Origin of the sequence: Fibrobacter sp. (assembly GCF_045112255.1) — a bacterium.
GTDB lineage: Bacteria > Fibrobacterota > Fibrobacteria > Fibrobacterales > Fibrobacteraceae > Fibrobacter.
The window spans coordinates 95,647-119,060 of record NZ_JBGUHR010000045.1; the positions used below are offsets into that span (position 1 = coordinate 95,647).

The 23,414-nt window shown below is 49.7% G+C and carries 22 protein-coding genes and 1 tRNA gene; 7 read left to right on the forward strand and 16 right to left on the reverse strand.

The annotated features are described in order from the left end of the window. Positions 1-14 precede the first annotated feature (14 nt). From rph to ACJMM9_RS06480, 8 genes are all read right to left on the reverse strand, one after another. A complete protein-coding gene (gene rph, locus ACJMM9_RS06445; protein ID WP_088659597.1) occupies positions 15-740 on the reverse strand; it encodes a ribonuclease PH in 726 nt (241 codons plus the stop codon). 167 nt (positions 741-907) lie between these two features. After that, positions 908-1,780: a prephenate dehydratase gene (locus ACJMM9_RS06450; RefSeq protein ID WP_405324844.1), complete on the reverse strand. Its 873-nt coding sequence runs from the start codon at positions 1,778-1,780 to the stop codon at positions 908-910. 17 nt (positions 1,781-1,797) lie between these two features. Continuing rightward, complete coding sequence (locus ACJMM9_RS06455; protein WP_405324846.1) at positions 1,798-2,553, reverse strand: C40 family peptidase; 756 nt, start codon at positions 2,551-2,553, stop codon at positions 1,798-1,800. A gap of 150 nt (positions 2,554-2,703) precedes the next feature. Next, positions 2,704-3,678 carry a biotin synthase BioB gene (bioB, locus tag ACJMM9_RS06460; RefSeq protein WP_405324848.1) on the reverse strand — a complete coding sequence of 325 codons (975 nt, stop codon included), beginning with the start codon at positions 3,676-3,678 and terminating at the stop codon, positions 2,704-2,706. Positions 3,679-3,913: 235 nt separating this feature from the next. Next, positions 3,914-4,867 carry an ornithine carbamoyltransferase gene (gene argF / locus ACJMM9_RS06465; protein WP_405324849.1) on the reverse strand — a complete coding sequence of 318 codons (954 nt, stop codon included), beginning with the start codon at positions 4,865-4,867 and terminating at the stop codon, positions 3,914-3,916. A 410-nt stretch (positions 4,868-5,277) separates the two neighbouring features. Beyond that, complete coding sequence (gene dusA / locus ACJMM9_RS06470) at positions 5,278-6,315, reverse strand: tRNA dihydrouridine(20/20a) synthase DusA (protein ID WP_405324851.1); 1,038 nt, start codon at positions 6,313-6,315, stop codon at positions 5,278-5,280. A gap of 32 nt (positions 6,316-6,347) precedes the next feature. Further along, on the reverse strand, positions 6,348-8,048 hold the full coding sequence (locus ACJMM9_RS06475) for a diguanylate cyclase (protein ID WP_405324853.1): 1,701 nt from the start codon (positions 8,046-8,048) through the stop codon (positions 6,348-6,350). Between the two features lie 43 nt (positions 8,049-8,091). Next, entirely contained in the window at positions 8,092-9,642 is a 1,551-nt protein-coding gene (locus ACJMM9_RS06480; protein WP_405324855.1) for a sugar ABC transporter substrate-binding protein, read from the reverse strand. 125 nt (positions 9,643-9,767) lie between these two features. Between ACJMM9_RS06480 and ACJMM9_RS06485 the strand changes: the two genes are divergently transcribed. From ACJMM9_RS06485 to ACJMM9_RS06515, 7 genes are all read left to right on the forward strand, one after another. Then, positions 9,768-10,148: an NUDIX domain-containing protein gene (locus tag ACJMM9_RS06485; protein ID WP_405324857.1), complete on the forward strand. Its 381-nt coding sequence runs from the start codon at positions 9,768-9,770 to the stop codon at positions 10,146-10,148. Between the two features lie 95 nt (positions 10,149-10,243). Continuing rightward, complete coding sequence (locus ACJMM9_RS06490) at positions 10,244-10,678, forward strand: DUF3332 family protein (RefSeq protein WP_088640732.1); 435 nt, start codon at positions 10,244-10,246, stop codon at positions 10,676-10,678. Between the two features lie 271 nt (positions 10,679-10,949). Next, positions 10,950-11,633: a tetratricopeptide repeat protein gene (locus ACJMM9_RS06495; protein WP_405324859.1), complete on the forward strand. Its 684-nt coding sequence runs from the start codon at positions 10,950-10,952 to the stop codon at positions 11,631-11,633. Positions 11,634-11,644: 11 nt separating this feature from the next. Then, positions 11,645-12,814, forward strand: a complete 1,170-nt coding sequence (locus ACJMM9_RS06500; RefSeq protein WP_405324861.1) for a serine/threonine protein kinase — start codon at positions 11,645-11,647, stop codon at positions 12,812-12,814. A gap of 25 nt (positions 12,815-12,839) precedes the next feature. Continuing rightward, positions 12,840-14,294 (forward strand): sigma-54 interaction domain-containing protein, encoded by a 1,455-nt coding sequence (locus ACJMM9_RS06505; protein ID WP_405324863.1) that lies wholly within the window; start codon positions 12,840-12,842, stop codon positions 14,292-14,294. Positions 14,295-14,338: 44 nt separating this feature from the next. Then, positions 14,339-14,854, forward strand: a complete 516-nt coding sequence (locus ACJMM9_RS06510; protein ID WP_405324865.1) for a hypothetical protein — start codon at positions 14,339-14,341, stop codon at positions 14,852-14,854. Next, on the forward strand, positions 14,855-16,102 hold the full coding sequence (locus ACJMM9_RS06515; protein WP_405324867.1) for a hypothetical protein: 1,248 nt from the start codon (positions 14,855-14,857) through the stop codon (positions 16,100-16,102). Positions 16,103-16,214: 112 nt separating this feature from the next. Here ACJMM9_RS06515 and ACJMM9_RS06520 read toward each other — a convergent pair. The 8 genes from ACJMM9_RS06520 to ACJMM9_RS06555 all read right to left on the reverse strand — a co-directional run bounded on the left by ACJMM9_RS06520 (position 16,215) and on the right by ACJMM9_RS06555 (position 23,268). Next, positions 16,215-16,287, reverse strand: a tRNA-Ala gene (locus ACJMM9_RS06520). A 102-nt stretch (positions 16,288-16,389) separates the two neighbouring features. Continuing rightward, positions 16,390-16,977, reverse strand: a complete 588-nt coding sequence (locus ACJMM9_RS06525) for a zinc ribbon domain-containing protein (RefSeq protein WP_405324869.1) — start codon at positions 16,975-16,977, stop codon at positions 16,390-16,392. Between the two features lie 12 nt (positions 16,978-16,989). Then, positions 16,990-18,192, reverse strand: coding sequence for an NAD(P)H-dependent oxidoreductase (locus ACJMM9_RS06530; RefSeq protein WP_405324871.1), 1,203 nt, complete (start codon positions 18,190-18,192; stop codon positions 16,990-16,992). 77 nt (positions 18,193-18,269) lie between these two features. Then, a complete protein-coding gene (locus ACJMM9_RS06535; RefSeq protein WP_405324873.1) occupies positions 18,270-18,893 on the reverse strand; it encodes a CatA-like O-acetyltransferase, family 2 in 624 nt (207 codons plus the stop codon). Positions 18,894-18,924: 31 nt separating this feature from the next. After that, positions 18,925-19,446 (reverse strand): GNAT family N-acetyltransferase, encoded by a 522-nt coding sequence (locus ACJMM9_RS06540; protein ID WP_405324875.1) that lies wholly within the window; start codon positions 19,444-19,446, stop codon positions 18,925-18,927. After that, entirely contained in the window at positions 19,433-20,026 is a 594-nt protein-coding gene (locus ACJMM9_RS06545) for a TetR/AcrR family transcriptional regulator (RefSeq protein WP_405324877.1), read from the reverse strand. Before ACJMM9_RS06545 ends, ACJMM9_RS06540 begins: the two co-directional genes overlap by 14 nt. A gap of 147 nt (positions 20,027-20,173) precedes the next feature. Next, positions 20,174-21,418 (reverse strand): hypothetical protein, encoded by a 1,245-nt coding sequence (locus ACJMM9_RS06550; RefSeq protein WP_405324879.1) that lies wholly within the window; start codon positions 21,416-21,418, stop codon positions 20,174-20,176. 125 nt (positions 21,419-21,543) lie between these two features. Then, complete coding sequence (locus ACJMM9_RS06555; RefSeq protein ID WP_405324881.1) at positions 21,544-23,268, reverse strand: SpoIIE family protein phosphatase; 1,725 nt, start codon at positions 23,266-23,268, stop codon at positions 21,544-21,546. Positions 23,269-23,414: the final 146 nt, after the last annotated feature.

A 23,414-nucleotide genomic window follows, 5' to 3' on the forward strand; every position in this document is an offset into this window, starting at 1 on the left:
CCGTTTACGCATGCTTACGGCAGTTCGCCGCCGATGAGTTCCATCTGCTTCTTGTAGATTTCCTTGCAGGCGTTTTCGCCGAGGTCGAGAAGCGTGTTGAGCATGTTACGGTCAAAGCTTGCGTGTTCGCCCGTGCCCTGCACTTCAATGAAGTTCTTCGCGTCCTGCATCACGACGTTCATATCGACGTCGGCGGCAGAGTCTTCGACATAGCAGAGGTCGCAAAGCGGCTTTCCGCTTACCACGCCCACAGAAATTGCTGTAATGCCATGCTTCAGAATCTGCTGCGTGATACCGAGGCGTTCCTTGATTTTCTTCACCGCAATGGCGAGTGCGACAAAGCCGCCGATAATGCTGGCGGTTCGCGTGCCGCCATCGGCTTCAATCACATCGCAGTCCACGACGATGGCGTTCTCACCGAGTGCGGCGAGATCGGCTGCGCCGCGCAGCGAACGGCCCACCAAGCGCTGGATTTCCTGTGTGCGACCGCTCGCGCCTTTGCGCTCGCGTTCTACGCGCTTGCCCGTGCTCTGCGGGAGCAAGCTGTATTCAGCCGTAATCCAGCCCGTGCCGCGACCGGCAAGCCAGTCCGGAACTTTCGGGAGGAGCGTTGCGTTGCAGATGACGCGGGTGCGTCCCATTTCGATGAGCACAGAACCATCGGCGCTAGAGATGAAGCCCGTGGTCATCTTGAGATTGCGAAATTCTTCAGGTTTTCTATCAGTACGTTCGTATGCCATAATAGTTTGCGCGGCTTCGCCGCTTTTGTGTTTGTTAGATGAGAGATCGCTTCGCTGGTAGACGAAAGACGAGAGTGGAAAAATCGTGGCTTCGCCACCTGACAAAACTGTTGAATAGAATCAGTCTTTCGTCTCTCGTCTGTAGCCGCATCGCGGCGTTCTTTCGTCTAATAAGATAGCTTTTCCGTTGTTCCTTCGCGGAAGCTGCCGAGACGGTAGATGAAGTCGGTGTACTGCTGTAGTTCCTTGAGAGCTTCAACGACGTTCGGGTCCTTCGGATTGCCTTCGAACGAAAGGTGGAAAATGTATTCCCACGGGCGGTCCGGATGCGGCCGGCTCTCGATGCGCGTGAGGTTCAGCTTGCGCTTGGCAAAGCAACCGAGCGCTTCGTACAAAGCGCCAGACTTGCTGGAATCGCTCAACATAAAAAGGAGCGTCGTCTTGATGGGCGGCTTGCTTGCATCGTTTGCCGTGAAGTCCGGCAGTTCAATTGCTGTCTTCTGGATGGCGTAAAAGCGCGTGAAGTTCACGCCCGGCAAATTCTCGAGACCCTGCTTCAAAATGTCAAGACCGTAGAACTTGGCGGCGTATGCGCTTGCAATTGCTCCGATATGCTTGTCGCCGCGCTTCGCGATTTCTTCGGCGCTGCCTGCGGTGTCGTAAAATGCGGTGCTCTTGATGTTCGGATGCTGCCCGAAAAAGCGACTGCACTGGGCAAGTCCCTGCGGGTGGCTCAGCACTTCGGTCAAGTCTTCGAGCTTAGTGCCCGGCAATGCGCAGAGCGTGTGTTCAATTTGCAACTTGACTTCGGCGACAATCGGATGGCGCCACTTGTAAAGCAAGTCGTAGTTGTCATAGATGGAACCCGCGGTCGAGTTTTCTATAGGGATGGCGCCTCCGTCAACGACACCTGTTTCAATGCCCTGGAAAATTTGTTCGAACGTGTCCATCGGCACGACTTCGATATCGTTTCCGAACAGGTGGTAGGCGGCACTTTCGCTATAGGCCCCGCGACGGCCCTGGAATGCTATCTTTTTCATAGGAAAAAAGATAGTAATTACTTAAATCGTCTTGCGCCCTTGTATTTTGACGACCAATAGTTATCGTCCATGGAGGTAATCACCACGCCTTTACTCGTACTGGCGTGAATGAAACGGTTCCCCTTTAAGTAAATGCCGACGTGACTGATTTTCCAGAAGTTTCCGAAAAATACGAGGTCGCCTTCTTGCAATTTTGTACGCCTGATGGAATAGCCGCGACCATCGTCATAAATATGTTGTGCGCTGTGGTCAAGCGGAATCCCGTAAAAGCCTTTGTAGACCTGCATCACGTAGCCTGAACAGTCCGTCTTTTTTTTGCTGGCCGCACCGTAAACGTACTTTGCGCCGAGCCATTCCTTGGCGTACTTTTCAAAGTTCGTTGGCCTAGCGGTGCGCTTTGCTTGTTTTTGCGTTGGGGCTGTCTTTTTGGCGACCGCTTTCTCGGTCTTCTTTTCGGCCTGTTTTTCCACCGTTTTAGCCGAAGTATCCGCAACATTTTTCTCGGCGGCTTGTGCAGTAACGCTTGTGGCGACCTTTGCGGAGTCGTTGCCTGTTTGAACGCTTTTTCCGGTGGAATCTTGCTTGTTTGCCTGAACTTCACCGTTATTTTTCGAGGTCGCGGCAAGCCTTTCTTCTTGTACTAGTTCTTCTTGCGGGTTTACGGTGGTCGAGTCGATTTCTACGGTTTCTTGCTTTGGAACTCTGTAGCGCTTGTAAGACCCGCTTCTTCTATCGTATCCGGGGCGCACGGGAAAAGCGCAGCTTGAGAGCATACCCAAACAGCATACAATAACAATTCCCGTAATGAGGCGACCTTTGAAAGCCATCAAATTAAATTTAAATAATTACGGTTTTCAAGAAAAGCTTTATTACTGTCATGTCTGCCTCCGAGCAGGCTTCTCCATCTTTGTCTCGTGATTTTTTTAGCCGATGAATCCATGCGGCTTGAATCCTAGACCTTTCACGAGTTCGAAATCCTTGCAGCTGTTTACGCCAGCGGTGGTGAGCATGTCGTCTGTGATGGCTGCATTTGCGCCGCTCTTGAATGCTCGCTTGCCGTCGTCGCCAAGTACGCCACGACCGCCTGCAAGACGGATGAACGCCTTCGGGTTGATGAATCGATAAATCGCCACGATGCGGCAGAATTCGTCGTTCGTGAGCTTCGGGAGTTTTTCGTACGGCGTTCCGGGAATTGCGTTCAGCACGTTTACCGGAGTGGACTTGACTCCAAGCTTGCGTAAATCCAAACACATGTCGATGCGGTCTTCCATCGTTTCGCCAAGGCCCATGATGCCACCGCTGCAAATTTCGAGGCCTGCCGCAAGAGCGTTCTGGAGTGCCCCAATCTTATCATCGTAAGTGTGCGTCGTGCAAACATCCGGGAAGTGGCGGCGGTACGTTTCCAGGTTGTTGTGGAAGCGGGTGAGGCCTGCTTCCTTGAGCTTGTCGAACTGTTCTTTATTCAAGAGGCCTGCCGAAAGGCAAACGGAAAGCTTCGTCTCTTTTTTCAAGCGGCGGAGCGCTTCGCTAATCTGCTCCACGTCGTGGTTCGAAAGCGTACGGCCCGAGGTCACGATGGAGTAACGCGGGATGCCTGCCGCTTCTTTCTTCTTGGCGTCTTCGACAATCTCGTCGGCGCTGAGCAACTTGTATTCGGGGGCGCCGGTGTGGTAGTAACTGCTCTGGGCGCAGTACTTGCAATTTTCGGAGCAGCGTCCGCTGCGGGCGTTCACGATGGAACAAAAATCAAAGTCGTCGCCGTGGAACTTTTCGCGGATTTCGTCTGCGGCTTTCGTGAGTTCGTCGAGGTCTTCGCTTAAAAGCTGGATGGCGTCCTCGCGAGTCGTTTCATAACCTTCATTTAAAACTTTGTTTTTCAGTTCCTGGACGAAAGACATATCTCACTCTCTGTTTTTGAAATTTTTTTTCGGTGCCAAATATAGCTATTTACGGAAGGGGAGACAATGAAAAAGCCCGGCGGTGAGGCCGGACGAATTTCAAGTAGCGATAGAATTTCTCAAAATTCGATTTTGTCTTAGAGGCTAGTTAGACCAGGCGCGAATCCTCCGTAGCGTACAAATCGTACGTGAGGAGGTGAGCAACGCCGTATAGCGAAGCCTATAAGGCAAAAGATTATGCAAACGGAGTCATGACCTGCCAGAGCACTGCCTTATGAGCGTGCAGGCGGTTTTCAGCTTCTTCGTAGCTCATGTTCACGTCGAGATTGTCCATCACGGAGTCCGTGATTTCTTCGCCGCGGTGAGCCGGCAAGCAGTGGCTGACCTTGCAGTGAGAAGGTGCGTACTTCAAAAGTTCGTCGTTGATCTGGAACGGCAAGAAGTGGCTCTGCTTTGTAGCCTTTTCGCCTTCCTGACCCATAGAAACCCAGACGTCGCTATAGAGAATGTCGGCGTCCTTGACGGCTTCCTTCGGATCGTTGAAAACGCGGTACTGGCAGCCGTGCTTCTTCAAGCCTTCCTGAGCTTCTTCGACAACCTTGGCGGGCTGTTCGAAACCCTTCGGGCAGGCGAGTGTGAAGTTCATACCGACTTTAGAGCAAAGAGCAAGGAAGGAATTGGCGACGTTGTTGCCGTCACCGATGAAGGCGACCGTCTTCGGCTTGTTGCCGTTTGTGAATCCGCCGAGATTTTCCTTGATCATCTGCGCAAATGCGATAGCCTGGCACGGATGGTAATCGTCGGTCAATGCGTTCACGACCGGGATTGTACCGTATTCAGCGAGTTCTTCGACGAGCTGCTGCTTGAAGCAACGGACCACAATGGCGTTGACCCAGCGGCTGAGGCAGCGGGCAACATCCTTGACGCTTTCGCGCTTGCCAAGACCGATAGAATCCGGAGCGAGAAGCACGGCGTGGCCGCCGAGCTGGTTCATGCCCACCTGGAAAGTCGTAATAGTTCGCAGCGACGGTTTTTCGAAGAACATGGCGATGTTCTGGCCGTGGAGTCGGTCAGAGACCTTACCAGCGTGAACTTCAGCCTTGAGACGCGAGGCGATCTCAATGGTTTCGAGAACTTTTTCTTCACTCCAGTCGGTCAAGCGGAGGAAGTGTTTGTTGCGATCTATCATTTCTATTCCTTTGGGCGAATCTTTACGTCCGTTTTTGATCATTAAAGGTCTTTTTGGCGCTAAAATTGGTCACTTTTCTAAATGAAAAACGAAAAAACGGAGCTTTTACACTCCGTCTTTTACAGGAAATCACAAGAAAATGCTAACGGATATTAGCGAAGTTTCTTTTTGTGACGGTCACGACGACGGCGCTTCTTACGCTTGTGAGTCGCAATCTTCCTGCGCTTTCTTTTCTTTCCGCAAGGCATGTTGTATCTCCGTTAAAGGTTAAACTTAAAAATACGCCACCAAATAGAGAAAAATTTTATTTGGTTGTCAAGGGGTTGGGAATATTTTTAGACGAAAGAACGCCCACTTTGGGGCTACAGACGAAAGACGAGAGATTGTTTGTTTTCTCTCGTCTCTCGTCTCTAGTCTCTAGTCTCACCAACCAGTTCCATTGCCTTCCTGATGAGGGCGGCGGCGCCTCCGTAGAGGTGGGCGCGGGGACTCTCGTTACTGAGCGTGGCGCGGAATTTGCGGGCGCCCGGGAGTCCTGCGAAAAGCCCGTAGAGGTGCTTCACGAGAATCGTCGCGGGGCAGCCTTCGGCAGTCTGCTTCTCGACGTAGGGGAGGTAGGCTTCCAAAAGCGCCTTTCGCGTGGCGGGGCGAGCGTTTCCGGCGATGATCTCTGCCGGGTCGTTACTTTCGGGGCGAACGTCCCCGAAGATTCTTGCGTCGGCATCGTGCAGGAACCACGGATTCTCGTAGGCTTCACGGCCGACCATCACGCCGTCCAAATCCTTCAGCTGTTCTTCGACCTGGTCGAGCGTCTTGATGCCGCCGTTGATGCTCAGGTTCAGCTCCGGCATTTCCGCCTTGAGGCGGTGGACGAATTCGTAATGGAGCGGCGGCACTTCGCGGTTCTCCTTGGGCGATAGACCCTTGAGCCAAGCCTTGCGCGCGTGCACGATGAAAATCTTGCAGCCTGCATCACGCACGGTCTGGATAAAGTCCGTGAAAAATTCCCAGCTGTCCAGGTCATCGACGCCAATGCGGCATTTGATCGAAACTGGAATCGAAACAGCGTCCTGCATCGCCTTGAAGCAATCGGCGACGACGTTCTTCTCTTTCATGAGGCATGCGCCGAAGTTCCCGTTCTGCACACGGTCCGAAGGGCAACCGCAATTCAAGTTGACTTCGCTAAAGCCTGCTGCTTCCACGAGCTTTGATGCGGCGGCGAGATCCGCCGGATTGCTACCGCCAAGCTGCAATACAGCCGGGTGTTCAAACGGCTCGTGCCCGAGAAACAAGTCCTTGTTTTCGCAGTGCAGAAGTCCCGTAGAAACGACCATCTCGCTGTACAGCAGAATATGCTTGGAAAGCAAACGCAAAAAATAACGTTCGTGGCGGTCCGTGCAGTCAAGCATCGGCGCGATGGAAAGTCTACGGTTGAAGTCGATGTTCATGAACGCAAAAATAGAAATTTTGCGAATCTTATTTATGCAATAGGTTTGTCGGTGCTTTCAACAGCCTTGTCATCGCTCCAGAGGATGACCTTGTTTCGACCGTGTTCCTTGCCTTCGTAAAGCGCCTTGTCAGCGAGCTGAATGCACTTTTCTGCGCCTTGACTGCTATCGAACTGGGCTACGCCAAGCGTAATCGTCACCTTGATTTCGTATCCGCCAAAGAATATGGTCTGATTTTCGATTTGCTTGCGGAATCGTTCAGCGACGTGCGCCGCATCCTTCAGTTCTGTTTCTGGTAGGAGCGTCAAGAATTCCTCACCGCCGTAGCGGGCGAGCACATCGTACTTGCGGAGTAGACTGCGTATCGTGCTCGCGACAGACTTGAGCACGGCATCGCCTGCGGCGTGTCCATACGTGTCGTTCACATCCTTGAAATGGTCGATGTCGATAAAGATGATGCTGAAAGCCTTCCTAAAGCGGTTTGCACGGTCAACTTCCTTTTCGATCGTCCTGTGCATATCGCGACGGTTCGGCAATTGCGTGAGTTCATCGGTTCTCGAAATCAAGTCCAGTTTTTTGTTAGCTTGTTCAAGCTCGTAGGTGCGTTCCTTGACTTCTTTTTCGAGCAATTCCCTGTGTGCGTTCAGTTCTTGAATCTGTCGCTTGATGGTTGCGTGCATCTGGTTAAATACTTTAGCCAGTCTGCCAATTTCGTCCTGACTGCTCTTCGCCTTGAACTCCTCGATGTTGAGGTTCCCTTCTGTAATTTGCGAAATGTGGTCAATCAAGTTGTTTAGCGGCTTGCAGACAATCAGGATTTGCCAGAGGGACACAAGCAAAATGGCGATGATGGAGCTGTACAGAATGATTCGGCTGACGTGCTGAACCGACGATACCATCGTGTCGATTTCTTTCTTGGGCTGCAGTGCGATAAGACCAAGGTCATAAGTCGGATTGAATGTCCTGTTGATGAGGTAGGAGGTTCCGTTATCAAGAGTAAGGAATTGAATGTTTCCATCGTCGTCTTGCTTGAGGTTCATGTCCCCAAGTCCAAGCTCCGAAATCTTGTGGACTCCGTCGAGCCACGTTCTCATGTCCGGGTGGTATAGAATTTCGCCTTGACTGTTGCAGGCGATGAGGATGCCGTTCTGCCCGACTTTATAGTCTGTGAAGTATTTCCAGAGGCGACGGATTGAAAAGCTCGAAATCAGTCGACCGTCTCCTATGGCTCGGTCCGATACGACAACGCCAAACGCGCGCTTGGGTGTGCCGTCTGCATCGCGGTACCATGGTGAAATGGTCGGCCGGTGGGGTGAAATTCGGTTGAACTCGATGGGGTAGCTGATCTTTGCAGAACCCATCATGGAGTTGTTGCAGATGAGATTGTAATTTCTGTCGAAAAGGGAGATGGTTTCGCCAGAGATGAACAGCGATGAGATATTGTAGCTCTTGAGGTACCCTGCCGCTGTGAGCTTGTCCATGCTCTGTATTTCGGATGTCTTGGCTAAAAGTGAAAGGCGGCTTGCAAACTGTTCCATTTCGTTGTTTGCGGTGTTTGCTAGTTGCTGAAGCTGAGTTTCGTTTGTGTCGTAGCTCAGTTTCAAGGTCGTCTTCATTTGCCTCTGAGTAAAGATGTATGTTCCTATCATCACGATGACAAGCATTGAAACTATCAGGAGCAACAGGCTCTTGATAATGATGCTGTTCGTGAGACTGGAAATCTTTAAACTCATACGTATCTTTTATAAGAAATATAACTAATGGATTAACATTCCGTTAGCGCTTCTTTCTGCGAGTGAAGGCGAAAATGAAGCCTATGAGAACCGCAATGGCAAAAATCCAGGGGGTACGGCTAAATCCGGAATCCATTTCTGGGTTTGGCTTAGGCTGTTCGGTGATGTGGCGGGAATTGCCGTTGCTGTCCTTGATGCCCAGGGCCTTGTGCCATGTTGAACGGAATTCGGCAAATGTGAGGTTGTTTGCGCTTCTGTAATTCAACCGTCTGTTGATTTCGTTCGAATAGTTTGTGAGAATTTCGTAAATTTTTTCTTCGGAATAAAGTGCTGGAATTTCAAGGTGATCCCAGATGGCGCTGAACATGGAAACGAGAATTTGTTCGATATCGCCCCATTCCGGGATGGCTGTATACGTTTTCCCGGATTCGAGCATGGTCACGAGCGTCTTGTAGTCATCGTCCTTGGACCAGTTCTTGAGCACCTTCTTCGAGGCGGGAAGCATGCCTATCTGTTTTGTATAGGAATTTAGGTTTTCGTCATTCGTAAGGAACAGCAAAAGTTCAAGAGCTTCGGGCCTGCTGTTGCCCGCCGGGATGGCGAGGTTGCTGCCTCCGATAAAGCTTATGGATCCATCTGTGCCTGTCGGGATGGGGAGTGCCATTACGCTATCCTTGCCGATTCTCGTATTGATAAGGCCGCCCTTTGCCCCTTCGAAACGGGTCTGCATGATGACTTCGGACGTGTTCACGATAAAGGCGAGTTCGCCTGCGTTAAAGTGCTGCACGATTTGGGCCGTGTTCATTTGCAAGGCGTCCGTGCTCACAAGCGTATCAAGTACAAAGCTCAGATACTTGGCGATACCGTAAATGGTCTTGGGGGTAAGGATTGCGGCTTTCCATTTGCCGTTGTTGTCTTTTTCGATGAAGTTGCCGCCGTTGCTCCAAATCCAGGGGGCGAAGTTGTGCGGAATATTCCAGTCGCTTTTGCCCGGGAATGCGAATGCACGGACCTTGGTGCCGTCATCGAGCACTTCGTGGGCGTTGTTCACTTTGCGGACTGCATTCACGAATCCGTCGAATGTGGCGACATCTTCAGGCTGGATATTGTGCTTCTTGAGGATGCGCTTGTTTGCAAGAATTGGGCGGATGTCGATGAACCATGGCACGGAGTAAATGATCGTGTCGGAATCGATGCGGGTCGTTTTCCAGCTTACGGGGACGAACCTGCTGGAGTCGATTGATGAAAGCCAGGGGTTTAAAGCCTTGATTTCGCCGCGGGAGGCAAAATACGGAATCCATGTCGTGCCGAGCTGGAGAATGTCCGGGGCGCCGTTGCCTGTGGCCAGCGTTGTCGAAATGCGGTTCCAGGCTTCACCCCAGTCCAAGACGGCGACTCTAGTCTTGATGCCTGTTTTTTTAGTGAAAAGGTTCAGTCTCTGTTCAAGTTTTTCTTGGGGAGATGCCCCGTTAGGCATGATCCAGACGGTGAGAGCGTCTTGCGTAGGTGCGGGCTTTGCTGGCGCCTTTGCTGCAAAGGTGGCGGATACTGCGATTGACGAGATGATGCATATGAGTTGAAGAAAACCTTTCATAGAACCTTCTCCTTTTTCCAAACCATTAAAAACTATAACTAATATATATGTTTTTTGTAAATTTGCTAAATAAGATAAAACAAAATCTGTTGAAAATCTATGATGAAAATCTGAGGAGGGGTAAAATGCTGGCTGTTTGTGGAATTGTTCTGAAAAAGGGGCGAGTCTTGTTGTGCAAAAGACCTGTTGGCATGAATTTTCCAGGTTTTTGGGAACCTCCAACAGAAGTGATAGACGAAGGTGAAACTCTCGAAGATTCCTTGGAAAAGGCGATTTTTGAGCGATTAACGGCAATTCCGCAAAAAATCCATCATTGGGGAGCTGTAGATTTTGCTTATGGCGAAGGAGGTCGGCTCTTTGCTTGTGACGTCGAATTACAACGTAATTTTATCCGTATATATGGATATGACGACTTTCGCTGGGTGAAATTGCAGGACTTGAAACGCTTTAGAATGTTAAAACCACATGTGACGATACTCACGGAACAAAACGGTTCGGAAAAATAATTGGATAATAATTGAACACAACTAGCAAATCCAAATATTCTTTCTTATATTTTTAACGAAACAAAAAAACACTTAATTATAAGGAGTATGTAAACATGAAAAAAGGAATCCTGGCCCTTCTCTGTGCTGGTGCAATTGCGCTGACCGGCTGCTATGGTAGCTACGCCGTATTCAACAAGGTCCATAAGTGGAATGGAACCTTCGGCAATAAGTGGGCAAATTTCTGCATGCACGTGTTGCTCTGGATCTTGCCGGTCTACGAACTTAGCTTGCTTGGCGACGCCCTCCTTTTTAACTCCATTGAATTCTGGTCGGGTTCTAATCCGATGGCTTCTGGAGACTCTTACTTCGAAAAGGATGCTCAGGGCAACTCCGTTGCTGCTGTGAAGAACGAAGACGGCTCCCTCTCTGTGCAGTACACGACATCCAAGGGTGAAACCACGAATCTCACTCTCCAGCGCGATGAAAACGTCGTCCGTGCTCTCGATGCCAATGGCGACCTCGTTGCTCAGTACGAAATCGAAAAGTAATCGACAAACAAATTTCGTAAAAGAGAATGCCTTCTGGATATTTCCGGAAGGCGTTTTTTTATTGGGAATTCGGAGCTATGAATTCGGAATTGAAACAATCGCGGCGAAGCCGCTAAATTAAATACTTCCTACTGTCTACTAACTAGTAACTCGAAGCCATTGACAGAATTACAACATTCTTTCGTCTCTCGTCTCTCGTCTTTCGTCTAAAAATTTATATATACTTACTACCATGTTAGGTCGGGTTGTCTATTGCCGGTTGTTAGGCGCGTTGGAGTTGCTGTTCGCGATGCTTGTCGCGACGGTTCTTTGCGCATGCAGCGGGAGCGATCTCGCTCGCGGTGACGAGGCGCTCCGCATTGGCGATTACGACCGAGCTGTCGCGAACTTCTCGAAAGTGCTCGATGCGGAACCAGCAAATCGCGATGCCCGCTATGGGCTTGCCATTGCGTATTATGCCATTGCCGAGGACAAGGAACGCTTGAAGGAACGCACTCTTGCGCTCTGGGAACGTACGGTTCGCGAATTCAAGATTTTGTCTGTAGTCGATTCTAGCGAGAAGTCGAAGCCAATGTATTCGACATCGCTTTTTTACCTTGCCCGTGCGATGCTTGCCGAAAATGCGCAGGCGAAGGTGATGTCGCTTTTGGACCAGTCCATTCAGCTGGACCCGGAAAATTACTTTAGCTATAATCTGAAGGCGTTGATTCTTGCCGGACAAGGCGATACCGATGGCGCCAAGAAAATTTATGCGTACATCGTGACGAAGGAACCGAAATTTGCATCGGCGTATGTGAATCTCGGAAACCTTTACTGGAACGCGCACGACTACGAATCCGCATGGGATATCTGGTCGATGGGGCGCGAGGCGCTGCCGCAAGATGCAGTGCTTGCCAAGTGGACGCGCATAGCGGAAGACTCACTCAAGGCGATGGTTTATTCGGGCAAGCTGTGAGCGGGTAAGCCATGAGAAAATTTGAAAAAACGCTCTTGGACTCCGTGAAGGGTGGCGCCTTGCTGCATCGTGGTGGTGAAGCCTCGATTTACCTGTTGAACGTGGGCGGTGCGCCGTATGTGCTCAAGTGGTATCATGACGGATTCTCGTTTGACGAAAGCGTTGTTGAACGTGCGCACAAGGTTCGTGAGCCGGGACTGTACCGCATTGAAGAATGGGGCAACTGCAATGGAACGCCCTACCTGATTTACGATTATATAGATGGTGTTTCTTCGGAAACGCTTGGGCGGATGCCTGTTGCGGTTGCGCTTGTGGCGCTGAGACAAGTGGCGCGGACGCTCGCTTCTTTGCGCAAACAAAGCGTGTCGCATGGCGACCTGAGTCCTGCGAACGTGATCTTTGCCGTGGACGGCGTGGGTTGCGGAAATGCAGACCAGGGACTGCGTACGGTATTGATTGACTGCGGCATTGTCGGGCCGGGCGCACTTGCATATGCTGCCCCGGAGCGCTTCCAGGGCAAGCCTGCCGATGAAAAGAGCGACTTGTTCAGCCTTGGGCTTTTGCTGTACCGCTGGATTGCGGGCGAGGACTTGATCACGGCAGATGGCTATGAGCAGTTTGCCGAGCAGATGGCGAACGTGCAGGACTTGAACATCTCGGAAAAGCTTTATGCAACGGGTGCATTTGAAACGCCCGAAGGTGCTCAACAGCTCTCGGCGCTGGAACCGCTTTGGTCGGGGCTTCTCTGCGCAGAAATCTCGGACCGCGTCGAAGACTTTGACGAGCTTGATGAAATCCTCGAAATTGCACTTGATAAAGTATCGCATGGTGAGATTGCGCTTGCGGGTTGCGTTACCCAATATGCCAAGTCCATTAATCGCCCGGATGGCGACCTGAATGTGGGGCGAAAAGTTCCAGTGACCCTTGAAAAGGGACTTCCGTTTGTTGTCTGTAAGAAAAATAATCGGCTAAAATGGGCCGTTTTGAGCGTTTTGGTACTTATATTAGTTCTGATAGTTCTGTTGCTTACGAGTGGAACAATGCGTTTCGGTATCGATGCGACAGGGGACCGGCTGTTAAAGCGGTCGAGGAACATTGAGTCATCTGTAGAAAGCGAGAGGACCCCTGATCTGAAGGTGGATAGCTTGCTCATGGAACTCCCGGTGCCCTCTGCCGAATAGCAGCATAAACGCAAAAGGGCTTTTTATGAAATCGGAATCCATGCTCGCCACAGAAAAGATGCTTGATGTGGTCAAGACTCTTTTAGATGAGGAACAGCCGGAGGCTCTTTTCCCGAAAATTCTTGAGGTGGCCAAAGGCGTTTTGCATGCCGATGCCGCTGTGCTAGATATTGGTGGCGAAGAACCTCTCCACTTTTCGAATCCGGAGAAGGTTTCTATTTCGATTTCGGCGGTTCGACTTGCGAAAAATGAAAAGCGGGCCGTGGTGTGGAACCAGCTCGATGACGAGTCGGCGGATTTGTCTAAGTCGATTGTGCAGAACCAGCTCACAAGCATTATGGTCTCGCCGTTTAGGACGCCGGATTCCGAGGCGGGTTATCTCTATTTGCAACGCGCGGCCCGCAAGGAGCCGTTCACCGACGAAGATAGCGCTTTGTTTGACTCGTTTGTGGCGGTCTGTGAAAAGTTTGCGTTTGCCGCTTACGATCGCTTGCGCGACAAGGAATCGCTTGATACGCTTAAGAATGTTGTCCGCAAGGATGGGATTGTCTATTCTTCGAAGGCGATGGTCGATGTGATTGCGATGGCCGACAAGCTTTCGCCGCTTCCGCTCCCAGTGATTATCCGTGGCGAAACGGGTACGGGCAAGGAAGTGATGGCGCGTTACATCCACAAGCACAGCCCGCGTGCCGAGAAACCGTTTATTGCGGTGAACTGCGGCGCTATTCCTGAGCACTTAATGGAATCGCTCATGTTCGGGCATGCCAAGGGCTCGTTCACGGGCGCGATCGAAAACAAGAAGGGCTTTTTCGAAGAAGCCGATGGCGGAACGATTTTCCTCGATGAAATCGGCGAACTCCCGCTCAACATGCAGGTAAAGCTTTTGCGCGTGTTGCAAGAGAAGCACATTACGCGTGTGGGCGACAACCGTGAAATTCCGGTGAATGTGCGTGTGATCAGTGCAACGCATGTGGACTTGGAAGAGGCGGTACGTGAAAAGCGATTCCGCGAAGACTTGTATTTCCGCATTCAGGTGTTGCCGCTTGAACTCCCGCCGCTGCGCGATCGCGGTCAGGACGTGGTGCTCTTGGCGGAGAATTTTATCCAGCGCTATGGTGCAGAATATGGCCGTGGAAAATTCCACCTCAGCCGTAACGCCGAAAAGGCGCTGCTCGGTTACCACTGGCCGGGCAATGTACGCGAACTCGAAAACCGTGTGCAGAAAGGCCTGGTGCAGGCCGTTCATGGCGTCATCCAGCCCAAGGATTTAGGACTCGACGACATGCAGGAACAGGCGAAGGAATCGCCGCGTACGCTCAAGGAAGCCCGCGAAGCGGTTGAACGCGAAGTCATTTCGCGCGCGCTCAAGGACACGAATGCGAACCTCACGCTAGCCTCTACGATTCTTGGCATTGACCGCAAGGTGCTGCGTGAAATCATGGAACGCCTGGGCTTGAAAAAAGAAGACTTTAAGGTATAGGGGTGATTTGTAAAATGCTGAAGCTCAATCTAAGGAGACTCACCATGAAAAAGATTGTAATGGCATCCGCTGTGATGGCGGCGACCGCCATGGCGGGCGATTTTGAATCGCGCCCTGAAGCAAGCGTCCCGACGCCTGTCGAGCGCTCCGAATCTTTGGACAAAGTCCCGAAAATGTCCGAAAAGGAAAACGTGGACTGGCAGAAAATGCGTGAAGAACGCCGCATTGCCCGCGAGCAGATTCTCGAGGACTTGAGGAATAATTCGGCAGCGGAAAAGAAAAACCTGCGCGAAGCGATCGCGAAGCCTGCGGTTTCGGAAATGCCGCCTGTTGCAGAAAAGCCACTTGAAAAAAATGTGGAAAAGCCGAAGGACGAACTCGTCCGTGAAAAGAAAATGGACGAAAAGGAACCTCCCAATAATCCACGTGGTGGATTTGTTCCGTTTGGCCCCGGCCGCATGGAGCCGATGCGCCCGTTTGTGCCGCGTCCGGTTGAACGTAATCCCTGGGAAAGGCAGAACCCGCGTGAATGGGAGAAGGGACCGTTCCCGAAAAAGTAAATGATTCGTTTGTTTGGTCTTATGATGCTTGTGCTTGTGGCTCTGCTTCTTGCTGAGACGCAAGAGGAGGCGTATTATCGTGCGATGAAGCTTGAAGAGGCGGGCGATATAACGGCTGCGCTTCGGGCTTTTGAAGAAGCTATAGCTTTGCCTGGCGAGTACACCGAAGAAATTCAGGGAATTATTCGAGAGTATAAATCGGCTCTTGGCTTAGCGGATGACGGTACTTCTAGTGCCGCAAATGAAGCGAACCCGTGGGAATTTCATGTGGCGGGTGAGCTTGGACTTTACGGCATGCATTACAAGGAAACGGGTTTGGATATTGCGGAAAAAGGCGGAGACCTTTTTGTAAATGTGAACCCGTATTTTGACTATGTTTCTGGAATTTGGTCGCACACTTTTGCGGCTTCTGTGCAGGGCGATTATTTCTTGAATAACGACGAAATGTCGGTTCTCGATACGAACGACTGGAATCTCGTGCTGGGGTTGGAATACACGTTGATGGGGCGAGGAATGCTCCTGGACTTGGGCTATGATTTCAATATCGAGGGCGAAAAACTTTATTCGGATTTTTATCTCTGGTTTGAGAAAAACTTGTACAAGTATGAAAAACAGCGCCTTGGTGCTGTTGCGTGGGCTTATTACCAGACTTCTGGTCCGATGTCTTTTGCGGCGTATGCTTCATGGCATAGGACGGTTTCGGAAGGCTTGAACGGAACGGTCTATGTTGGTGCAAAATTTGAAGCAGATTCTGTTTTTGATTATAAATCGTTTATGGAATCTTATGCTGAGTACAAGCAAGCTGTTAGCACCTATAATGACTATTGGCAGTATTTGAGCGACCATGGCGTTGATATGGATGATGCGGAATATGAAGCGTATGAGGCAAATTCTCCTGCTGAACCTTCTGTGGAAAGTATTGTTTATCGCCAGATGATGGGCCAGTGGTTTGGTCCTGTTTTCCGTTCTAGAATTTCGTACAAGTTTAAAAACCGCATCTCTGTTGAAGCTAAAATGAACTTGTTCTATGGTTTTGCGGTTGGCGGCCCCGACGAGGATTTCAAGAAAATCAAGAAGTTCAATGGCACATGGGGCGGCTTGGTTTCGTGGAAATACAAGATGATGAGTTTTTATTTAGGGCTGGAACGCAACTACAAACACATGAATTTGCCTAATTTCTACAAAGGATTGTACCGCGAAAGCACGGTTCTCACGCAGCTCAAGCTCGGCGTGAAATGGGATATCTAGGTGGCTTTGCCACAGTAGACAGTAGGAAGTAGGCGGTAGACAGGATAATTTGATTAGAAAATTGGTGTATATGGAAAACAAAAGAGGCAAGCAGATGCTTGCCTCTTTTACGTGGAGATAGTGGGAGTCGAACCCATGACCTACAGATTGCGAACCTGTCGCTCTACCAACTGAGCTATATCCCCATAGCTTTTTGCTTGATAGCGGGCTGAATATAGCTAAAGTAAGACTGTTTGGCAAGTGAATGGGGCGGGGATGGGCGGACTTCTACTGGAGGTGGGGTGACGCTATCTCTTCTTGAATACGACAATTTCGGCATCGGTACCGTTCTTGCCGTATTCGCTCACAAGAATGTAGTGCTCGTCGCAGGCAATTCCGTAGCAGCGGCCTTCGGCGTTTAACTTTTCGACCTGGTTGCCCCAGTAGCTTGCGTTATCGTCCAAAAGCTTGATGCTGTTGCCGTTGATCTTGTATTCCTGATTGATGAACGAGCCTTGCAATACGAAGAGGTTGTCGATGGTCGGCATGTCTTTGATGTTAAGTGCGTTGACTTCTTCAATCAGCTTTTGCTTGATCGGCGAATTTGCATGAGGAAGCTCGGCGTCGCTTGATTTCCAACGTTTGAGTGTCGGAAAATACTTGCGGAGTTCCTCCTTGTACTCTTCGCGGGTAAGGCTCTTGCCTGTATTCTTGTTGAATTCATCGACGAACTGCGAACAGAATTCTACCATCTGTTCCATGTTGAAGTCGCCGGTGAATGCGCCATCTTTGTAGCAGTAGATGCAGTATTCTTCGCTCTTGCTGCCGTCGGCATTAGTGCCGAGGATTTCCGGTGTGAGCGGCATCCCGCAGCTCTGACAAAATTTTAATTCCATGATTTCTCCTTTTTATTTGCTATAGACTTTGTCGTCAAGTGGGCTCGTGCAGCCCCATTCTTGTGCCATTCGTTCGAAGTTCTTTCTGACGATGCGCTTGAAAATGAGATTGAACAAGAATACTCCTATTTTTGGATTCTTTTCGGGACCTGTGAACTTCTGTGCTTCAGGAGTTGTGAAGCTTCCGTTGCGGGCGAAAGATTGTCCCATAGCCGTGTAAGAAGCGAGCATCTTGTCGGTCATCTTTTTGATGTAACTGTTTTCTCGGTTGCGAAGCAAGAAACTGCCGCCTCTCACGAGGACTCCGCCGTAAGTGCAACCGAGCTGAGCGGGGAGTGACTGCAAGAACTTTTCGCCAAGTCGCAGTTGGTGACCTTCGTCAAATCCGCCGTGAAGAATGAACGAGAGCTTTGCCGGTTGCTTGCGATCCGTGGGGAGCGTGCTCAAAAATTCAAGCAGCAAACTCGGCAGACATTCTACAAAAAGCGGCACGGCGATAATGATATTGTCGCTTGTCATGAATGCTTCGCGGGCTTCATCCCATTCTGCATGGTTCGAGAGCGAATATAGCTTGTGTGTGATTCCTGCTTCTTCAAGTCCTTCGGCAAACGCTTGGATAATCTTGTTTGTGTTACTGTTCTTTTTGATGCGCGGGCTTCCGTTGAGGATAATGACGTGCTCGGCAGAAGTGGGCGCGACGTATTTTGCAGAAGGAATTGCGGCGTTTTCGCGAGCCTCATCTTTGTCTAAACTAATAACGCCGAGTGAACGCCCTGCCATATTTCTGGCGACCCGCATGCTCCATTCTTCGAGCAGTTCTTGGTCGCCGTTGCCCTTGTAAATGACACCGAAGTTTATTGCGTGGTAGCGCAACTGATGGCGTTCCCAGCCGTCGCGGAATTCGATGTACATGTTCAGCATTGGAACAACGCGGTCCAAGACTCGCTTGCCGCAGTAGTCGATAAAACCAAATTTCGTGTCAGCCACAACCCAAAGATTTTCGGCTGCGACCAACTTTTTGAGAATGATTTCGTAGTCGTCCTTGATAGCGCAAACACCCGGAGTTTTCAGCCAGCAGTTGTTGCAGCCCATGCAATGCAAAATCTTCAAATTTGCGGTGTTGATGATTTCTATTTCTTCATTTTTGTCCGCAAAAAGTGCTTTAATCTGTTCCGAGCAATCGCCCGATTCCAATGTATTCAAAACTAAAGTCATTTTATTGTCATTCTCGCGGCAGCGAGAATCTCCTTTTTATATGTAACACCTAAGGTCTTGAAAAGTGTCACTGAATTTTATCGAAGTTCGTCAATCGCTTGTTGCAGATTTGCGAGGAACTTCCCGGCGTGAGCGCCGTCCATTTGCGTATGGTGGAACTGGAACGAAACTGGCAATTCATAGCGGAAAAGACGCTTTCTGTAGCGCCCCCAAATCATGAAGGGGTTGTTGAAAATGCCGGAATTCATGCCGACTGCGCCGTCAATTTCCGTATCGATAATAGCCGATGTTCCGATGACCATGCTGTTTTCGGACAAGTCCCAGTCTTGGCAGCTTTCTGCCACGATTTTTGTGTACTTGAGGTAATTGCGGTTGAATGTCGCTAAATCTTCGGAATATGGGATGTCGCAAGAGCTGACTTCGCCATCGTCGTTCTTGACAATTGTGTTTACCGCAATAGAATCGTATTGCATGAGCTTGCCGTTTACCGGGAGCATGTAGAACTCCTTAATGCCTGCCGCCGCTTTGCCGATGCAGTAATCCATAAGCATGTTGAATTTCAAGCCGCGTTTCTTGCTGATTCTCACGAGTCTTGTGACGTTTAGCGATTTGAAAAATGTCACCATCGGATTCGGCGCTTGCATCCAAAACTCAAATGCTTTCGCTCTAGTTGTACTTTTCGGATCGATTTCTTTTGCCATTTTTTGCCTTTAAATATGTTCGCCGACGACTTTATCCGTTTCGGCAGAGTTTCATCACTTTCACGGGTCGCTTGCTGCCACCATAAAGATTTTCGCAGTAGCGCATTTCGCCTGTTTCGCGGAACCCGCATTTTTCCATCACGCGGCCAGAGGCGGGATTGTCGATGAAAAAGTCGCTCCAAAGAACATCAATGTGTTTTTCGTTGAAGCAATAGTCTATCATCAACTTCAATGCTTCGGTGCAAATACCTTTGTTCCAGTAAGGCTTTGCAATCCAGTAACCGGCTTCGGCTTCGTTCTCGCCAATATCGATGTTGCTTTCGCCTTTGAGCAGGTAACCGATGCAACCGATGGGTTCTCCGGTCTCTTTTAGCTCGATAGCCCACATGTGATCACCGCCGAAAATGGTGCGGATGATTTGCAGGCTTTCTTCTACATTCTTGTGCGGCTCCCAACCGGCTCGCGGACCGACATCTGGGTCGCTTGCGTACTTGAACAAAACTTCGGCGTCGCTTTCGTACCAAGGGCGGAGTATAAATCTATCTGTTTCCATTTGCGTATGTCTTGAAAAAATGTTGTAAATGCTTCTCGATGAATTTGAGCGCTTCTTTTTCGCACCTCGGCTGGCGATCGACTTTAGAAATCCAAAGTGCTACGGGCGCAGTGATTTCTGTCGCGAGCATTTGCGGATCGTCCTTCACGATGATCCCTGCGGTCATCAGCGTTTCGAGAATTTTCTGGTACATTTGCAACAGTCCGTCCACCTGATGCCTTGTCGTGATTTCGGCGAGGCGCTCGCTGCGGAACTGTTCCTGCACCAAGAAAATGCGCATCTTCTTGATAATCGGGTCGGTCATTGTGAAGCGCACTTTTTTCATCGTTTCGTGGATAAATCCGTCGATGTTTTCGGGGATTGCGCCGACCTTTTTCGCGGAGCCGAACGATTCCTCGTAACGCGCTTCGGCGATGTCGATGAGCGAGTTTAGAATGTCTTCCTTGCCTTTGAAATGCTTGTAAAGCGACGGCGCCTTGATGCCGACATCCTGGGCGATTTGCTCCACGCTGGTGCCGTCGTATCCGTTTTTGGCAAATAGCGTTAATGCGGTTTCGAGAATTTTTTCCTTTGTGGACATGGCGCCTCTTGTTTCGTAGCTCGCAATATTTTGTGTATGGCTAATGTTTGTTAGCTAAAATAGCTAATAATACTTAGCCTGTCAATAACGAAAAAAATTCCCCGGCAGTTCGCCGAGGAATTTCGTTTAAGTGTTCTTTTCGGAGGTCTAGAATTTGAAAACGGTTTCAACACCGAAGGAGAGGTTTAATTCTTTGCCGTAGTCCTTTGTGCTGACCCATTGTCCGTGGGTTAAAGATTCCCAGTCATCGCCTAAGGGGAGTATTGCTTTTGCAAAACCCTTTATGTCAAGATTGTTGACCGGGGAGAAATAGGCGCGTGGTCCTAATTCCAACGTTCCAAGTTCGCGATCGGAATCAATGGTGTTTGTGTGCCATTCTATGACGCAACCGAGCGTTAAGGCGTCGTTTATGGTAAAGTCGGCTTCACCGTAAGCGAACTTGTATTCCGGAATTTCATCGCCGTGAATTGTGGCTAATGCAAGGTCGTCATCGAAGATGGCGAAGAAGAAGCCGGTCTTGAGTTGGAACCCGTCGAGATTTAATGCTGGTTCAATTAAGAATGCGTGCGTTCCGTTCGGATTGGATTTTGTCAGGCGGTCCACATGCAAACCATAAACAGTGTGGATGTCAAACGGTCCTAATGCGAGATTTGCATCCAAGCCTGTGTGGAGTTCGTTGGCTTTGTCGTTTTGCCAGCTCTTGTAGTGGATGTACGGACGGAATGTGTGACCGTCGATCTCAAATTGGTATGCGGCGTGTGCATCGTAGCTTTTGCCGATTTCTTCGGGGCAGTCCGTAAATTTCCCGCATGGAGCGTCGTTGTTGTGACGACCAAAACCCAAACCGAGCTGGAGTCCGAAGTAGTTAAATTCGAGACCGCGGATGTCGTGTTCCCTCATACCGGCGGCGTTGACTCCCTGGTCATCGAATTTGTAGAAGTTGAATGCACCTTCTGAGAACGTCAGATCACCGAACTTAAACGAGGTGTTTTCATTTATAGTGTATGTGACGAAAGCTTTGTTGTAATACACGGAAGGCTTTTCGAGGTCTCCATCGGCTTCGATTTCCACAAATGCAGACCAGCTGTCGTTGAATTTGACGTTTACGTCAACATCAACTTTCGAAGTGTAGCTGTGCATGAACTTGTTGTTGTCTTCCATGTTGAGGTCGCCGTAAGCATCGAATTCGGCTTTACCTGAAATTTTGAATTCAGGCCCCTTCTTTTCTGCGGTGACTTCTGTTGCTTGTGGAGGAGCAGGTGGTTGCGGGTTCGGCAATGCTTCAGGTTGCTGTGCTGGCTGAGTTGCAGTTTGGGGTGCTGGAGTAGTCTGAGCGAAAGCGCCTGCGGCGATAAGTCCGAGCGTCATGGCGGTAAGTTTTATTGAATTCATAGTTATTTTCTCCTTGTATGTAATAAGAAAATAACTTAAAATATGCTAAATAAATAATATATGTGTATTCCAAATTGGAATATTTGTACAGAGTAAGTGAAAACAGCGGTTTCTAAATCAGAAAATTACTTCATCTTGAACGCAAGCATCGTGATATCGTCGAACTGCGGGGCGTTCCCGGCGAAATCCTTGACCGCCATGCGGACTTTACGGCATAGGAGGCGAATCGAGTCGTTCTTGGACTCGTTTAAGACGTTCTGCAAGCGTTCCATGCCGAATTCCTCGTCCTTTTCGTTTGTGGCTTCGGGAATGCCGTCGGTATAGGTGAAAATCGTGTCGCCTGGCTGGAGTTGCACTTCGAATTCTTTGTACTTGTAGCCTTCCATGCCGGCGAGGACGAATCCGCTTTTGAGGGGCGCGACTTCGAAATCTCCGTTCGCATGCTTAATGAATGGCTTTTCGTGACCGGCATTGGCGTAGACGAGGTGACCCGTCTTGATGTTCAGTACGCCGCAAAGGCATGTGACAAACATGTCGTGGACATTGTGCTCGGCTAGTTCGTCGTTCGCACGGCTGAGCGCTTCGGCGGGCGAGAGGCCTTGTTGCAGGTTGTGCCTCAGCACGATTTTGGAGACCATCATAAAGAGCGCTGCGGGTACGCCTTTGCCCGAAACGTCTGCAATCACGAGGGCCAAATGGTCGTCGTCAATCATGAGGTTGTCGTAAAAGTCGCCGCCAACTTCAAGTGCGGGGCGCATCATAGCGTAGTTGTCGAATCCTTCGACATTGACTGGCTTTGAAAGCGATGCTCGCTGGATTGTCGTTGCGATGGAAAGTTCTGTATGGACTTTCTGCTGCTTGGCCGTGGCCTCGGTCAGGTGCTTTACGTAATCGTCGAGTTCCGTTGCCATTTCTTCGTACGAACGTGCTAGCTTACCGACTTCAGAGGTGAAGTAGATGTACTGGTGGCATTTTTGCAGCGTATTGTGGATTCTTTCGTAAATATCCGTATTCTGGCCGAAAGTCTTTGCTATTTCGCTCATGCTTTCGATAGGTTTCGTGATAGTGCGTTCCATGTAGTAGAGAAACCCGAGTGAAACCCATATGCCGATGTTCAGTAAAGCGCCGATGTAAAAGTAGACGTAGTTCCAGAGGTAAAGGTTGTTTTCGCCGTATTTAAGCGCTATGCTCGGGTAGCTTGCGGTTCCGATGGCGACCGAGATGATGATGCTTGTGGCGAGGAAAAACAGAATAAATTTTTCATTGAGTGAAAACGAAAAGATGAACTTTGTAGACTTGTTCTGTTTTTTACGCATTTTTCGCTGACAAATGAGCGAGGCGCAAATCAGGTACGGAAAGCCGACAATCACCATTGTGATAAACTGGTTGAAGAAGATGTTTGCCGAGAGCATCGAGAAATATTGTTCGTCATACTTGAGCTTGATGACGCTTACGACCATGAATGCTGCGGCTAGTGAATCAAGAATGACAATGAGCATGTATTGCACGTTCTTGTAAACTTTGTCAAGCTTGAATTTGTTCTTATCGTTACGACGGAGGCGGTTCCAAATAACGGCGGGGACATAACCGTAAATAATTTGGACGAAAAATCCTGGGATGAAAATAATCGCATCATAGCCCGACATAATATCTGCAACGAGGTTTGCGATGGCGCAGCCGAGGGCACCTGCAAATCCAAAGGAAATACCGAACAGAAGGGGGAGTGCTGCCACAATGCGGACTTCGGTCGTGTCGGAAATTTTGAAAAGCTCTCGGCAGGGGAATCCGAGAATAAAGAAAATAAGCCCGCAAATAATTGCTATGAGTATATACTTATGAATTTTCTTCATAAAAACTCCTTCTTGTTTTTTAATATAAACATTTTTGGGGGAAGGAGAAAAATGAAAAGCACTTCTCAAAGAGAAGTGCTTTATCGCGGGATAGACGAGGCTTGAACTCGCAACCTCCGGCGTGACAGGCCGGTGCTCTAACCAAA